Source organism: Rhodoferax sp. XS2R6, from assembly GCF_056521365.1.
The window spans coordinates 950,657-964,887 of sequence record NZ_JBWMAY010000002.1; the positions used below are offsets into that span (position 1 = coordinate 950,657).

A 14,231-nucleotide genomic window follows, 5' to 3' on the forward strand; every position below is an offset into this window, starting at 1 on the left:
CGTTTGGTCGTGAGCTTTGGATTATACCCACAAAGCTGCGGGAAGACCCTTGATCCGTAAGGAATTATTCGGCTGCCGCCAGCAGTGTGCGGGTGTACGCATGCTGGGGGGAGTCCAGCACTTGTTCCACGGTGCCATTTTCGACAATTTCACCCGCTTGCATGACCACCACATGGTGCGCCATGGCCCGGACCACGGCCACATCGTGGGTGATCAACAGGTAGGCCAACCCGCGCTCGGCCTGCAGGCGCTGCAGCAGCTGCAGGATCTGTTGGGCCATGGTCACATCCAGCGCACTGGTGGGCTCGTCCAGCACCAGCACCCGGGGCTGCACGATGAGCGCGCGGGCAATGGCCAGGCGCTGGCGCTGACCGCCGGAAAATTGATGCGGGTAGCGCTCCAGCAGCCCGGGGAACTGCGTGTCGGTCAGCCCAACCGCCTCCAGCGCCTGCACCACTTGGGTGCGGCGGGCGACGGTGTCCAGGTGTGGTGCGTGCACCAGCAGGCCCTCGCCCACAATTTCTTCCACCGTCAGCCGCGGCGACAGGGACGAAAACGGGTCTTGGAACACCACCTGCAAGCCCTTGCGTAGCGCCTGGTCTGCGGCAGCGCCTTGCCCCCAGCTTTGACCCAGTACCGACAAACGGCCGGAAAAGCGCTGCAAGCCCAGCGCTGCCAGCGCCAGGGTGGATTTGCCTGAGCCGGACTCCCCCACCACACCCAGCGTCTGGCCGGCAGGCAAGGCAAAGTCGGCGCCCTGCACGGCCACAAATTCGCCGGACCGGAACCAGCCCTTCAACCCGCCCAGCGGCACCGGGTAGCCCACACGCAGGCCGTCGCCCTGCAACAGCACCTCGGCATCCGGCAGGGCTGGCGGCACGTGGCGGCTGGGGCGGCTGTCGAGCAAGCGGTGGGTGTAGGCGTGCTGTGGCTGGGCAAACACCTGGGCCACAGTGCCGTTTTCCACGATATGGCCCGCCTCCATCACCGCCACACGGTCGGCAAACTGCCGCACCAGGTTCAGGTCATGGGTGATCAGCAGCACCGCCATGCCGTGTTTGTGCTGCAGCTGGTCCAGCAAATCGAGGATCTGGCGGCGCACCGTCACGTCCAGCGCGGTGGTGGGCTCGTCGGCCAGCAGCAATTTGGGGCGGCAGGCCAATGCCATGGCGATCATGGCGCGCTGGCGCTGGCCGCCCGACAGCTGGTGCGGATAGGCCTTGAAACGCCGTGCCGGCTCGGCAATGCCGGTATTCGCTATTAATTCAATAGCTGCTCGCGCAGATTCTGCGGGGGCCAGACCCTGTTTTAGTTGCAATATCTCGGCAATCTGCTCGCCAATGGTGAGCACCGGGTTCAGGGCTGTCATGGGCTCCTGGAAGATCATGGCGATGTCCTGGCCGCGGATGGCACGCAGCTGGCGCTCAGGCAGGCCCAGCAAGTTGACCGGATCGGCTTGGCCAAAGCGGGCGCTGCCCTGCACCTGCGCGCCTTGGGCCAGGCCCAGTAGGCTCAGCGCGGTGACAGTCTTGCCGGAGCCCGACTCGCCCACCAGCGCCAGCTTTTCGCCGGGCTGGATAACAAAGTCGACGCCGTGCACCACCTCGCGCCCGTCAAAAACCACGCGCAGGCCACGCACATCCAACAAGGGGGTGGGGGCGCTCATATGTCCTGCTTTCGAGGATCCAGCGCATCGCGCAGGGCGTCGCCCATCAGGGTCAGCAGCAGCAGCGTGACAACCAGCACGCCAAAGGTGGAGAGCGATATCCACCAGGCATCGATGTTGTTTTTGCCCTGCGAGAGCAATTCGCCCAGCGACGGCGTACCGGGCGGCACGCCCAGGCCCAGAAAGTCCAGCGATGTGAGCGCCAGGATGGCGCCACTCATGCGGAATGGCAAAAACGTGACCACGGGGGTCAGGCTGTTGGGCAGCACATGGCGCGTGATGATTTTCCAGTTGGACACGCCCAGGGCGCGTGCGGCGCGCACGTAGTCGAGCTGGCGGTTGCGCAGGAACTCGGCGCGCACATAGTCGGACAGGCCCATCCAGCCAAACAGGCTCAGCAGCACCAACAGCAGCGCAATGCTGGGCGCAAACACGGCACTGAAGATGATGAGCAGGTACAGCTCGGGCATCGCGCCCCAGACTTCGATGAAGCGCTGGAAGGCCAGATCGGTCTTGCCGCCAAAGAAGCCCTGGATAGCCCCGGTGATCACGCCCAGCACCACGCCGGTGAAGGTCAGCGCCAGCGCAAACAGCACGCTCACGCGGAAACCATAGATCAGTTGGGCCAGCAGATCGCGCCCCCGGTCGTCCGTCCCAAACCAGTTGGCCCGGCTGGGTGGCGCCGGGTTGGGTGCGGTGGCAAAGTAGTTCAGCGTCTTGGGGCCGTAGGTATTGGGCGCAAACAGCGCCCAGTTGCCGGACTCGGACAGGCGCTGCTGGATGAAGGGGTCCAGGTAATCGGTGGGCGTGGCGAAGTCGCCACCAAACGTGGTCTCGGGGTAGTCGCGCACCATGGGCCAGTAGGTTTGGCCCTGGTAGACCACTACCAACGGCCGGTCGTTGGACACCAGTTCGGCGCCCAGGCTAATGAGCACCAGCGCACAAAAAATAACCAGGCTGGCAAAACCCAGGCGGTTGCGCCGGAAGCGCAGCCAGGCGCGACGCGAGGGAGACAAGGACACAGAACTCACTTACGCCCCCAAACATCAGAAACACACGTGCCACGACAGAAATGACGCAAACACAGAATGCCGTGGAACCGGCTCCGCCGGGCCACAGGCATTGCCCCCCTGTTGGGGGAGGCAGCCAGAGGCTGCTTCGGGGGCTTAGTCAAAAGTAACACGGGGGTCCACCCAGGCGTAACAGAGGTCGGAAATCAGCTTGGTGACCAGGCCAATCAGCGTGAACAGGTAGAGCGTGCCCATGACCACGGGGTAGTCGCGGCGGATGACGCTCTCGTAGCTCAGCAGGCCCATGCCATCCAGCGAGAACTGGGTTTCTATGAGCAAGGCGCCGGTGAAAAATGCGCCCACAAAGGCCGCCGGAAAGCCCGTGATGATGGGAATCAGCGCATTGCGGAACACATGCTTCCACAGCACCTGGCCTTCCGACAGGCCCTTGGCGCGTGCGGTCACCACGTACTGCTTGCGGATTTCTTCCAGAAACGCGTTTTTGGTCAGCATGGCGGTGACGGCAAAGCTTCCCAGCACCATGGCCGTGACCGGTAGCGTGATGTGCCAGAGGTAATCGGTGATGCGGGCGCCCCAGGACAGCGTTTCCCAATTGGCCGATGTCAGCCCGCGCAGCGGAAACCATTGCAGCTGCCCGCCAAAAATCACCAGCAGCGCCACGCCCAGCACAAAGCCCGGAATGGCATAACCCACCAACACCAGCAGCGAGGTGATCAGATCAAACCGTGAACCCGCACGCACGGCCTTGGCCACGCCCAGCGGCACCGCAATCAGGTAGCTGATAAAGAAAGTCCACAGGCCCAGGCTCATGGACACGGGCAGCTTTTCCCACACCAGCGCAGATACATCCTTGTTGTGGAAAAAGCTTTTGCCCAGGTCGAACTTGGCGAACTGCACCAGCATTTGCCAGAAGCGTTCGGGCGCAGGCTTGTCAAAGCCATACAGTGCCTTGGCCTGTTCAATGCGTTTGGGGTCCACGCCCTGGGCGCCGCGGTAACTCAGGCCACCACCATCGGCCCCGGTGCCAGCGCCAGCCTTGGCCTCGGCCAGGTACTGCTCCACCGGGCCACCGGGCACAAACTGGATCACCACAAAGGTCAGCAGTAGCACACCCAGTAACGTGGGCAGCATCAAAGCCAAGCGTTTGAGAGAGTAGAGAAACATTATTTGGCCCACCACAGATCAATCGCCCAGCCCTCGCCCTGGGCGTACGGCGGCATTTGGGCAGGCTTGTCCAGGCGCCAGGCGTTGTAGGCCAGCCGGTGGGTGCCGGCCGACCATTGAGGAACCAGGATGTGGCTGTGCATGATGACGCGGTCCAGCGCGCGACAGGTGGGCACCAGGTCCTGCTTGCGTTTGGCGCCGGTGATGCCGGCCACCAGGGCGTCTACCGCCGGGTTCTTGATGCCGCTGAAGTTGCCCGAGTCTTCGGTGTCCGCCGCCTTGCTGCCAAACAGGTCCGCATATTCCTGGCCGGGGTTGTGGGTGCCGGCGTAGGCAATGGAGGTGATGTCGAATTCAAACTTCTGCAGACGCTGCTGGTAGAGCGCAAAGTCCACGGGGCGGAAGTTGAGCTTGACGCCGATCTTCTCCAGGTTGCGCACCCAGGGCGCCACCGTGCGCACACCAGTCTCTGCGCTATCCAGGTATTCCAGCTCAAACGCCTCGCCCTTGGCGTTGCGCAGCGCGCCGTCGCGGTACTCCCAGCCCGCGTCTTTTAGCAGCTTTTGCGCCTGGCGCAGGTTGTCGCGCAGCGTGCTGTTGCCATCGGTGCGCGGCGGCACGGCCATGGGGCCAAACACAGCGGCAGGCACCTGGGCACGCCAGGGCGCCAGCACGGCCAGTTCTTCGGCCGAAGGCTCGCCAGTGGCCTGGCAATCGGTATTGCCAAACAGGTCTTGCACACGCTGGTAGGCGCCGTAAAACATCTGGCGGTTCATCCACTCGTAGTCGATGGCCAGACCCAGCGCTTGGCGCACGCGCACGTCTTTGAGCTTGTCGCGGCGTGTGTTGAGCACATAACTCTGGAAGCCCGTGGGCAGGCGGTGCTTGAATTCCGCCTTGACCAGTTCACCGCTCTCGAACTTGCGGCCATTGACTCGGCGCGCCCAGTCACCCGCAGAGAAGAAGCGCATCAGGTCGAACTCGCCCGCCTTCAGCGCCTCCAGCCGCGCCGTGCTGTCCTTGTAGATCTTGACAACGATGCGGTCAAAGTTGGCGCTGCCGCGCTTCACATTGAGGTCACGGGCCCAGTAGTTCGCGTCGCGCACATAGGTGATGTCCTTGCCAAACACCACGGGGCCGATCTTGTAGGGTCCGCTGCCAATCGGAATGTCCATCACCACCTGGTCGAAGGGTTTTGCCTTGCCCCCCTCCTCACCCCAGCGGTGGCTGAAGACGGGCAAGCCCCCCACGGTCAGCGGCAGCTCGCGGTTGGGTTTCTTGAAGCGGTAGCGCACCGTAGTGGCATCCAGCACGTCCACGCCCGCCACGTCGTCCAACAGGCTCTTGTAGGCCGGCGAGGTGAAAGGGCCAATGAGTGTGTCATAGCTGTGTTTCACATCGCGCGCCAGCACAGGGGCGCCGTTGTGAAAGCGGGCCTCCTTGCGCAAACGGAAGGTCGCGCTGAGGCCGTCAGCCGCCACGCTGATGTCTTCAGCTAGCAGGCCATAACCCGCAGCGGTTTCGTCCAGCGAGCCGACCAGCAGCGTGTCGAACATCAGCCCGCTCAAGTAGGCCGGTGCCGTGCCCTTGATGGTGAAGGGGTTGTACTTGTCGAAGGTGGAGACGCGCAGGTTACTCACCAAGCGCAGCTCACCGCCTTTGGGCGCGCTGCCATTGGCGTATTCGAACTGCGCAAAGCCGGCCGGGTACTTAAGGTCGCCCCACAGCGCATAGCCGTGCGCCGCCCACGCACCCGAGGTCCACACACTGCCCAACGCCAACAACCAGCCCGCCAAAATTCGCATGCGACAATTCTGCACTAGACCAAGCATTTTTCATGAGGACACTATGGGCTTTTTAGCTGGCAAGAAGTTGTTGATCACGGGTGTGTTGTCGAACCGCTCCATCGCGTACGGCATCGCCAAGGCCTGCAAGGCGCAGGGTGCCGAGCTCGCCTTCAGCTACGTGGGTGAACGCTTCAAGGACCGCATCACCGAGTTTGCGGCGGACTTTGATTCCAAGCTGATCTTTGACTGCGACGTGGGCAACGACGAACAAATCGAGCAACTGTTCAAGGACCTGTCCACACACTGGCCCACGTTCGACGGCTTTGTGCACAGCATTGGCTTTGCCCCGCGTGAAGCCATTGCCGGCAACTTCCTGGACGGACTGACGCGCGAGAACTTCAAGATCGCCCATGACATCAGCGCCTACAGCTTCCCCGCCATGGCCAAGGCCGCCCTGCCCTTCCTGAACGACAAGGCCGCGCTGCTGACCCTGACCTACCTGGGCGCCGAGCGCATCATCCCCAACTACAACACCATGGGCCTGGCCAAGGCCAGCCTGGAAGCCAGCGTGCGTTACCTGGCGGAAGCCGTAGGCCCCAAGGGAATTCGTGTGAATGGCATCAGCGCCGGTCCCATCAAGACCCTGGCCGCCAGCGGCATCAAGGACTTCAGCAAGCTGCTGCACACGGTGGCCGATGCATCCCCCATCCGCCGCAACGTGACGATCGAAGACGTGGGCAATGTGGCTGCGTTCCTGCTGAGCGACCTGGCTGGTGGCGTGACCGCGGAGATCACCTATGTGGATGGCGGCTACAGCCAGACCATGGGCGTGACCACCGACCTGGCCTGAGCTTTTAAAGTCAAATAGGCCTCTAGCCCGCGCAGATATTGCGCGAGCAGCTCACAAAAGAATATCGCCAGTGCAGATCGCACCGGCGCTATTTTTATTTCTGCCGGCTAGAGCCGGCGCGGCGTGGGCTTAGGCCTTCACACAGTCGGCGTAATAGCGCACCTTGCCGTCCTCACCCACCTCGCTCACCAGGCCGTGCACGTCGGTCTCAAAACCGGGGCACTGCGCGTTGAACTCGCGCGAGAACTTCAGGTAATCCACCACTTTCTTGTTGAACACTTCGCCGGGAATCAGCAAGGGGATGCCGGGTGGGTACGGTGTGACCATGCCGACCGACACGCGGCCTTCCAGGTGGTCGATCTCCACACGCTCGGTCTTGCGCAGCGCAATGTGGGCGTAGGCGTCGCTGGGCTTCATGGCCGGGGTCAGGTCGCTCAGGTAGACCTCGGTGGTCAAACGGGCGATATCGAATTTGGCATACAGCTGGTGGATGTGCTGGCACAGGTCGGCCAGGCCCATCTTCTCGTAGCGCGGGTACTTCTGCACAAACTCGGGCAGCACGCGCCACATGGGCTGGTTCTTGGCGTAGTCGTCCTTGAACTGCTGCAGCGCGGTCAACATGCTGTTCCAACGGCCCTTGGTGATGCCAATGGTGAACATGATGAAGAAGCTGTACAGGCCGGTCTTCTCCACCACCACGCCGTGTTCGGACAGGAACTTGGTCACGATGGACGCGGGAATGCCGGTCTTGGCAAACTTGCCGTTCAGGTCCAAACCCGGCGTCACGATGGTGGACTTGATGGGGTCCAGCATGTTGAAGCCGCTGGCCAGCTTGCCGAAGCCGTGCCAGTTCGCCTTGGCGCTCTTGCTCTCGCCCTTGATGATCCAGTCCGCCGCCTTGCCGATGCCTTCGTCGGCCAGGTGGTCGGGGCCCCAAACCTTGAACCACCAGTCGTCACCGTACTCTTCGTCCACCTTGCGCATGGCGCGGCGGAAGTCCAGCGCCTCGGCAATGCTTTCTTCCACCAGCGCGGTGCCACCGGGTGGCTCCATCATCGCGGCGGCCACGTCGCAGCTGGCAATAATGCTGTACTGCGGGCTGGTGCTGGTGTGCATCAGGTAGGCCTCGTTGAACAAATGCTTGTCCAGCTTGACGGTTTGCGAGTCCTGCACCAGCACATGGCTGGCCTGGCTGATACCGGCTAGCAGCTTGTGGATGGACTGGGTGCTGTAGACCACGGCCTCCTTGGGGCGCGCGCGGTTCTTGCCCATGGCGTGGTAGGTGCCGTAGAACGGATGAAACGCCGCATGCGGCAACCAGGCCTCGTCAAAGTGGATGTTCTCCACATAACCATCGAGCATGCTCTTGATGGTCTCGGTGTTGTAGAGCACGCCGTCGTAGGTGCTTTGCGTCAGCGTCAGGATGCGCGGCTTCACCGTCTTGGGGTTCACGCCCTTGAGCAAAGGGTTGGCCTTGATCTTGGCCTGGATGGTGGCGGGCTCAAACTCGCTCTGCGGGATGGGGCCGATGATGCCGAAATGGTTGCGCGTCGGCTTCAAAAACACGGGGATGGCCCCGGTCATGATGATGGCGTGCAGGTTGGACTTGTGGCAGTTGCGGTCCACGATCACCACGTCGCCCGGCGCCACGGTGTGGTGCCAGACCATTTTGTTCGATGTGCTGGTGCCATTGGTCACAAAGAAGCAGTGGTCGGCATTAAAAATGCGCGCCGCATTGCGCTCGGACGCACCAATCGCACCGTTGTGGTCCAGCAGCTGGCCCAGCTCTTCCACCGCGTTGCACACGTCGGCGCGCAGCATGTTTTCACCATAAAACTGGTGGTACATCTGGCCCACGGGGCTCTTCAAAAACGCCACGCCACCCGAGTGACCGGGGCAGTGCCAGCTGTAGGAGCCGTCTTCGGCGTAGTCCAGCAGCGCCTTGAAGAACGGCGGCTGCACGCCTTCCAAGTAGCCCTTGGCTTCACGAATGATGTGGCGCGCCACGAACTCGGGCGTGTCCTCAAACATGTGGATAAAGCCGTGCAGCTCACGCAGGATGTCGTTGGGGATGTGGCGGCTGGTTTTGGTCTCGCCGTACACATAAATCGGCACGTCCAGGTTCTTGCGGCGCACCTCTTCAATGAAATGGCGCAGGTTCAGCACCGCAGGGTCCAGGTCCGGGCCGGGGGTGAATTCTTCGTCGTCGATGGACAGAATGAAGGCACTGGCGCGGCTTTGCTGCTGGGCAAATTGCGAGAGATCGCCGTAGCTGGTCACGCCCAGCACCTCAAAGCCTTCCGTTTCGATGGCCTGGGCCAGGGCGCGGATGCCCAGACCTGACGTGTTTTCCGAGCGGAAATCTTCGTCAATGATGATGATGGGAAAGCGAAACTTCATCGAATGGCTCCAACGGGCGGGCTAAAAATACAAAACAGGCGCGAAGTGTAAGGACTTCTGGCGACAACGTCGTGGCGCCGTCACGCATTTGGCCCACAATGTGGCGTCATCAATACAAAGGAGGCCTCACCCATGTCGGAACCCACCCTCTGGTGGCTGGTCACTGGCGCCATCGTGGTCGCCGAGCTACTGACCGGTACGTTTTACCTGCTGATGCTGGGCTTGGGGGCAGTCGCAGCCGCCCTGGCTGCCCATCTAGGTGCCAGCCTGACCGTCCAGCTGGTGCTGGCCTCCCTGGTGGGGGGCGGTGCGGTGGTGGCCTGGCACCTCAAACGGGCCGCAGACCGCACAGAACCACCCGCCCAAGCCAACCCGAATGTGAATCTGGACATTGGTGAAACCGTGCAGGTCAGCACCTGGAATGCCGATGGCACCGCCAGCGTCCACTACCGCGGCGCGCAATGGACCGCCATGCACCGCGCAGGAATCAACCCCTCCCCTGGCGCGCACCGCGTGGCAGAGATGGTGGGCAACCGTCTTTTGGTAGATAAAGCTTAAACAGGAACCCTTATGGAAATCGCAATTGTTCTCTTGGTCATCGCCGTCATTTTCATCACCCGCTCGGTCAAAGTGGTGCCGCAGCAGCACGCCTGGGTGATTGAACGTCTGGGCAAATACCACGGCACGCTGACACCGGGTCTGAACTTTCTGGTGCCTTTTATCGACCGCGTGGCCTACAAACACGTGCTGAAAGAAATCCCGCTCGACATTGCCAGCCAAGTCTGCATCACCAAAGACAACACCCAACTGCAAGTCGATGGCATTTTGTACTTCCAGGTCACCGACGCCATGCGCGCCAGTTACGGCTCCAGCAACTACATCATCGCTATTTCGCAACTCGCCCAAACCTCGCTGCGCTCGGTCATCGGCAAGCTCGAACTGGACAAGACTTTCGAGGAGCGTGACATCATCAACGCCCAGGTGGTGGCTGCCATTGACGAGGCCGCACTGAACTGGGGTGTGAAGGTGTTGCGTTACGAAATCAAGGACCTGACGCCCCCGAAGGAAATTTTGCACGCCATGCAGGCCCAGATCACGGCCGAGCGCGAAAAACGCGCCTTGATTGCTGCCTCGGAAGGCCGCCGCCAGGAACAAATCAACATCGCCACCGGCGAGCGCGAAGCGTTTATCGCCCGCTCTGAAGGTGAAAAACAGGCCGCTATCAACAGCGCACAGGGTGAAGCGGCGTCCATCACGGCCGTGGCCGACGCCACTGCGGCAGCCATTGAACGCATTGCTGCGGCGATTCGGCAACCGGGTGGTGAGCAGGCAGTACAACTCAAAGTGGCCGAAAAAGCCGTAGAGGCCTACGGCAAAGTGGCCGCTGATGCCACCACCACCCTGATCATTCCCGGCAATATGAGTGAAGTGTCAACGCTGATTGCGACGGCTATGAAAATGGTGCAAACCAGCAAATAAAACGTGGTTCCTGCGTGATGGGGCAATAAAAAACCCCGCAGCACGAATGCTGCGGGGTTTTTTGCCAACCAGCTTGGAAAAGACTGGTTGGACTTGGTTCTGGCGGAGCAGGCGGGATTCGAACCCGCGGTGGGTTTAACCCCACGCACGCTTTCCAGGCGTGTGACTTAAACCGCTCATCCACCGCTCCAGAGCCTCGTATTCTAGCCTGTCTTTGGGGCTTGTTTAGGCTCGTGCACCGTAAACTGCATAAAAAAGAAGGGCGCCGTGGGGCGCCCTTCTGATTTGCAGCGCGTCCACGCGCCGCCTGCCGCGGATTTAGCGAATGACAGCCAAAGTTTCCAGCTTGCCAGCACGCACGGTCTTCAGAGTCAACGCGCCATTCTTGATGTCGCCCTTCTCGTCAAACATGATAGGACCGGTCACACCCTTGTAGTCCGTCTTGGCCAGCTCAGGCAGGTACTTGGCGGGGTCCGAGGAGTTGGCCTTGACCATGGCAGCCACCATCAGCTTGACGGAGTCGTACACGTAGGGAGCGTAGACCTGCACGTCGGCGTTGAACTTTGCCTTGAACTTGGTCTTGAACTCTTCCATGCCAGCCTTGGCTTCACCTTCAACACCACCGGCTTCGGCACAGAACACTTGGTCGTCGGCAATCGCGTCACCGCCCAGCTTCACCAGCTCGGAGGAGCAGATGCCGTCGCCGCCCATGAACTTGGCCTTGATGCCCAAAGATTTCATTTGCTTCAACATGGGGCCAGCCACAGCGTCCATACCGCCGAAGAACACGACGTCAGGCTTCTTGCCCTTGATGGTGGTCAGGATGGAGTTGAAGTCGGTGGCTTTGTCGGTGGTGAATTCCTTGGCCACGACTTTGCCGCCAGCCGCTTCCACGGCCTTGGCAAACTCTTCTGCCACGCCTTGGCCGTACGCGGTACGGTCATCGATCACGGCAATGGACTTGCCCTTGAGGGTGCCCACTGCGTATTTGCCCAGGGTGCCACCCAGTTGGGTGTCGTCAGCCACCACGCGGAAGGTGGTCTTGAAACCTTGGCGGGTGTATTTGGGGTTGGTAGCGGAAGGAGAAACTTGAGGAATGCCCGCGTCGCTGTAAATCTTGGAGGCGGGGATGGTGGTACCGGAGTTCAGGTGACCGATCACGCCAGCGACTTTGGAGTCCACCAGCTTTTGTGCCACGGCAGTGCCTTGCTTGGGGTCGGCAGCGTCGTCTTCGGCAATCAGTTCCAGGGTCACTTTTTTGCCGTCGATCATCACGCCAGCGGCGTTGAGTTCTTCGATGGCCAGACGGGCACCGTTTTCGTTGTCTTTGCCCAGGTGGGCGATGGCGCCACTGGTGGGGCCGACGTGGCCGATCTTGACCACTGCACCGGCGTCAGCCGCGGGGGCTGCTGCGGGCGCAGCCGCTGGGGCTGCAGGAGCCGCTTCTTCTTTTTTACCGCAAGCAACCAACAAGGCCGCCGCAGCCAATACCGTCAAAGTACTTTTCACTTTGAATTGCATAAAAACTCCCAGGATGGAAAAAACAATGAATGTGTGAACGTGATGTTCAGCGCCCAAGACAATAGCGCAGTTTTGGGGCCACCGACCTAGGGGAATGCACGCAAGAGGTTAAAAAATGTGAGCACACAGGCCCGCGAGCGCAAGCCTAGCGAGGTGGCGGCTCCGGCATTTCAGCCACAGCACCTTCCACGGCGGCACGCACCATCTGCTCCAGATCGTGCTGGATGCGGGGCGCCAACTCGCGCAGCTGCTCTTGCACCAAGTCACTGACCAGTTCACGCAATTGGCTCTCAATATGGGGCGATACCGCTTGCATCACCTTAGCAACCATGGCGTCGGTGTCGATGCTGGCTTGCGGTGGGGGCTCCGGCGGATTCGGCGGAAGCACCACCTCGGTCAAGGTAGGTAAAAATCGCGGCGTCGGTTTGGAGGTACGCATCACGCGGCTCCTTTGAGGTTGAGGTCGTGCTTCTGGATCGTAATGCCCTGCTGGGCGTATTGTTTCCAGCGGCCCCGGGCGGCCAGCCGGTCGTCTTCGTCATGGCTCACCACTTCAATCACCCGACCAAAGTGGGCAAAGCCGTCGGGCACAGCGTCCGACAGGTTCAGCAACACACTATCAGCCGACAAACCTGGGTGCAAGGCACTGGCCAGCACCACCGGACTGCGCGGCGTGGACGGATCCCCATCCACACAGTGCACCAGAAATTCGGTCGGTGACAGGGCCCACAAATGGGCATCCAGGCGGCGCACCAGGTCATGCGAACCAAACACCACCAGGCGTGCGCCCCGCCCTACGGCTTTGCGCAGCAGGCGCCCGGCGTACTCCAGCTTGTTGGGTGCGCCGAAATGAAACGCAACTTCCGTCACTTGGTCCCCACCTGGGCCATCAGGTACTCCACCAGCAAGCCCACGGGACGGCCGGTCGCACCTTTGGCGGCGCCACTTTTCCAGGCCGTACCGGCGATGTCCAAGTGGGCCCAAGGGTATTTGCTGGTGAATCGCTGCAGGAACTTGGCGGCGGTAATGGCCCCACCCGCACGGCCGGCCACGTTGGCCACATCGGCAAAATTCGTCTTCAACCCATCGGCGTAATCTTCGTCCAGCGGCAACCGCCAGGCCAGGTCTGCACTGCGTTCACCAGCTGCCAGCAGGGCATCCCCCAACGCATCGTCGGTTGCAAACAAACCGCTACGCACGCCCCCCAAGGCCACCACACAGGCCCCCGTGAGCGTGGCGATGTCGACCACCGCGGTGGGCTTGAAGCGTTCGGCATAACTCAGGGCATCACACAACACCAGCCGGCCTTCGGCGTCTGTGTTCAGGATCTCGATGGTTTGGCCGCTCATGCTGGTCACCACGTCGCCTGGCTTGACCGCCCGGCCGTTGATCAGGTTTTCGCAAGAGGGAATAAGGCCCACCACATTGATGGCGGGCTTGAGCTGGGCCAAGGCGCGGAACACACCCAGCACGCTGGCGGCACCACACATGTCGAACTTCATTTCATCCATCTCAGGGGCAGGTTTGATGGAAATGCCACCGCTGTCGAAGGTGATGCCCTTGCCCACCAGCACGGTTGGAGCCTTGGTTTTGGCCGCGCCGTCATAACGCAAAACGATGAAACGCAAGGGTTCATCCGAACCCTGCGCCACGGCCATGAAGGAGCCCATGCCCAGTTTGGCCACTTCTTTGGGGCCCAATATTTCGCACGACACCTTGGGCAGCTTGGCCAAGGCCTGCGCTGCCTGTCCCAGCAGCGTCGGCGTGGCAAAGTTGGCCGGGCGGTTGGCCCACTCTTTGGCCAGCTCAATGCCCAGCACCGTCCCTACGGCCCGGTCAAAGCTGGCCGACACTTCGGCCGCGTTGCTGGCGACCACCAGGCATTTTTGCAGCGTGCGCGGCTCGGGCTTGCTCTTGGTGCGGGTGTAACTGTAGGTGGCGTCTGCAGCGGCCAGTACGGCTGCACGCACAGCGTCTTCCTGGGCCGGAGAGGCAAAGGCCAGTACCACTTTTTTGCCCAAAGACGCTTTAACCGAACCCAAGGCGGCAGATACGGCGGCACGCACCTGCTTGGCCCTGCCCTCCCCGACTCCCGCCAATAACAAACGCGGGGCATTGGCCTGGGATGCACGGTACAACGGCACCAGTTGGCCGGGTTTGGCGCCCAGGTCGCCCGCCTTCACCGTTTGCGCCACCAGCAGGGACAACTCGTCCTTGCCCGGCTTGAAATCCTGCTGCACCAGCAGTACCAGGACATCGCATTTTTCATTCGCAAGGCCCACCAGGGTCAAAGGCTTGAGTTCAAAGTTCATAATTCGTGCTTTCTTTCGTCG

Annotated in this window: 12 protein-coding genes and 1 tRNA gene; 3 read left to right on the forward strand and 10 right to left on the reverse strand. The window is 61.5% G+C overall.

Annotated features, from left to right (window positions below):
* Positions 1-64: 64 nt before the first annotated feature.
* From AC097A_RS11010 to AC097A_RS11025, 4 genes are all read right to left on the reverse strand, one after another.
* Entirely contained in the window at positions 65-1,666 is a 1,602-nt protein-coding gene (locus tag AC097A_RS11010; protein ID WP_479620855.1) for an ABC transporter ATP-binding protein, read from the reverse strand.
* Complete coding sequence (locus tag AC097A_RS11015; protein ID WP_479620856.1) at positions 1,663-2,697, reverse strand: ABC transporter permease; 1,035 nt, start codon at positions 2,695-2,697, stop codon at positions 1,663-1,665. The genes AC097A_RS11010 and AC097A_RS11015 overlap by 4 nt, the downstream gene beginning before the upstream one ends.
* A gap of 135 nt (positions 2,698-2,832) precedes the next feature.
* Positions 2,833-3,861 (reverse strand): ABC transporter permease subunit, encoded by a 1,029-nt coding sequence (locus AC097A_RS11020; protein ID WP_479620857.1) that lies wholly within the window; start codon positions 3,859-3,861, stop codon positions 2,833-2,835.
* A complete protein-coding gene (locus AC097A_RS11025) occupies positions 3,861-5,666 on the reverse strand; it encodes an extracellular solute-binding protein (protein ID WP_479620858.1) in 1,806 nt (601 codons plus the stop codon). The genes AC097A_RS11020 and AC097A_RS11025 overlap by 1 nt, the downstream gene beginning before the upstream one ends.
* Before the next feature lie 43 nt (positions 5,667-5,709).
* Here AC097A_RS11025 and fabI point away from each other — a divergent pair, with 43 nt between their 5' ends.
* Entirely contained in the window at positions 5,710-6,498 is a 789-nt protein-coding gene (fabI, locus tag AC097A_RS11030; RefSeq protein WP_105262819.1) for an enoyl-ACP reductase FabI, read from the forward strand.
* 129 nt (positions 6,499-6,627) lie between these two features.
* Here the strand turns inward: fabI and AC097A_RS11035 are convergent, their stop codons facing one another.
* The gene (locus AC097A_RS11035; RefSeq protein WP_479620859.1) at positions 6,628-8,898 is read right to left on the reverse strand and encodes an Orn/Lys/Arg family decarboxylase; all 2,271 of its coding nucleotides are present in this window, start codon (positions 8,896-8,898) and stop codon (positions 6,628-6,630) included.
* 132 nt (positions 8,899-9,030) lie between these two features.
* Between AC097A_RS11035 and AC097A_RS11040 the strand changes: the two genes are divergently transcribed.
* Positions 9,031-9,456: an NfeD family protein gene (locus tag AC097A_RS11040; protein WP_479620860.1), complete on the forward strand. Its 426-nt coding sequence runs from the start codon at positions 9,031-9,033 to the stop codon at positions 9,454-9,456.
* Between the two features lie 12 nt (positions 9,457-9,468).
* Positions 9,469-10,377: an SPFH domain-containing protein gene (locus AC097A_RS11045; RefSeq protein WP_479620861.1), complete on the forward strand. Its 909-nt coding sequence runs from the start codon at positions 9,469-9,471 to the stop codon at positions 10,375-10,377.
* A gap of 100 nt (positions 10,378-10,477) precedes the next feature.
* On the opposite strand, the gene AC097A_RS11050 is transcribed toward AC097A_RS11045, so the two are convergent.
* The 5 genes from AC097A_RS11050 to AC097A_RS11070 form a co-directional block, all read right to left on the reverse strand.
* Positions 10,478-10,567: transfer RNA gene (locus AC097A_RS11050), tRNA-Ser, on the reverse strand.
* Positions 10,568-10,695: 128 nt separating this feature from the next.
* Positions 10,696-11,898, reverse strand: coding sequence for a branched-chain amino acid ABC transporter substrate-binding protein (locus tag AC097A_RS11055; protein WP_105262823.1), 1,203 nt, complete (start codon positions 11,896-11,898; stop codon positions 10,696-10,698).
* A gap of 145 nt (positions 11,899-12,043) precedes the next feature.
* A complete protein-coding gene (locus tag AC097A_RS11060) occupies positions 12,044-12,337 on the reverse strand; it encodes a hypothetical protein (RefSeq protein WP_146097395.1) in 294 nt (97 codons plus the stop codon).
* Complete coding sequence (locus AC097A_RS11065) at positions 12,337-12,768, reverse strand: DNA polymerase III subunit chi (protein WP_479620862.1); 432 nt, start codon at positions 12,766-12,768, stop codon at positions 12,337-12,339. The genes AC097A_RS11060 and AC097A_RS11065 overlap by 1 nt, the downstream gene beginning before the upstream one ends.
* A complete protein-coding gene (locus AC097A_RS11070) occupies positions 12,765-14,210 on the reverse strand; it encodes a leucyl aminopeptidase (RefSeq protein WP_479620863.1) in 1,446 nt (481 codons plus the stop codon). The genes AC097A_RS11065 and AC097A_RS11070 overlap by 4 nt, the downstream gene beginning before the upstream one ends.
* Positions 14,211-14,231: the final 21 nt, after the last annotated feature.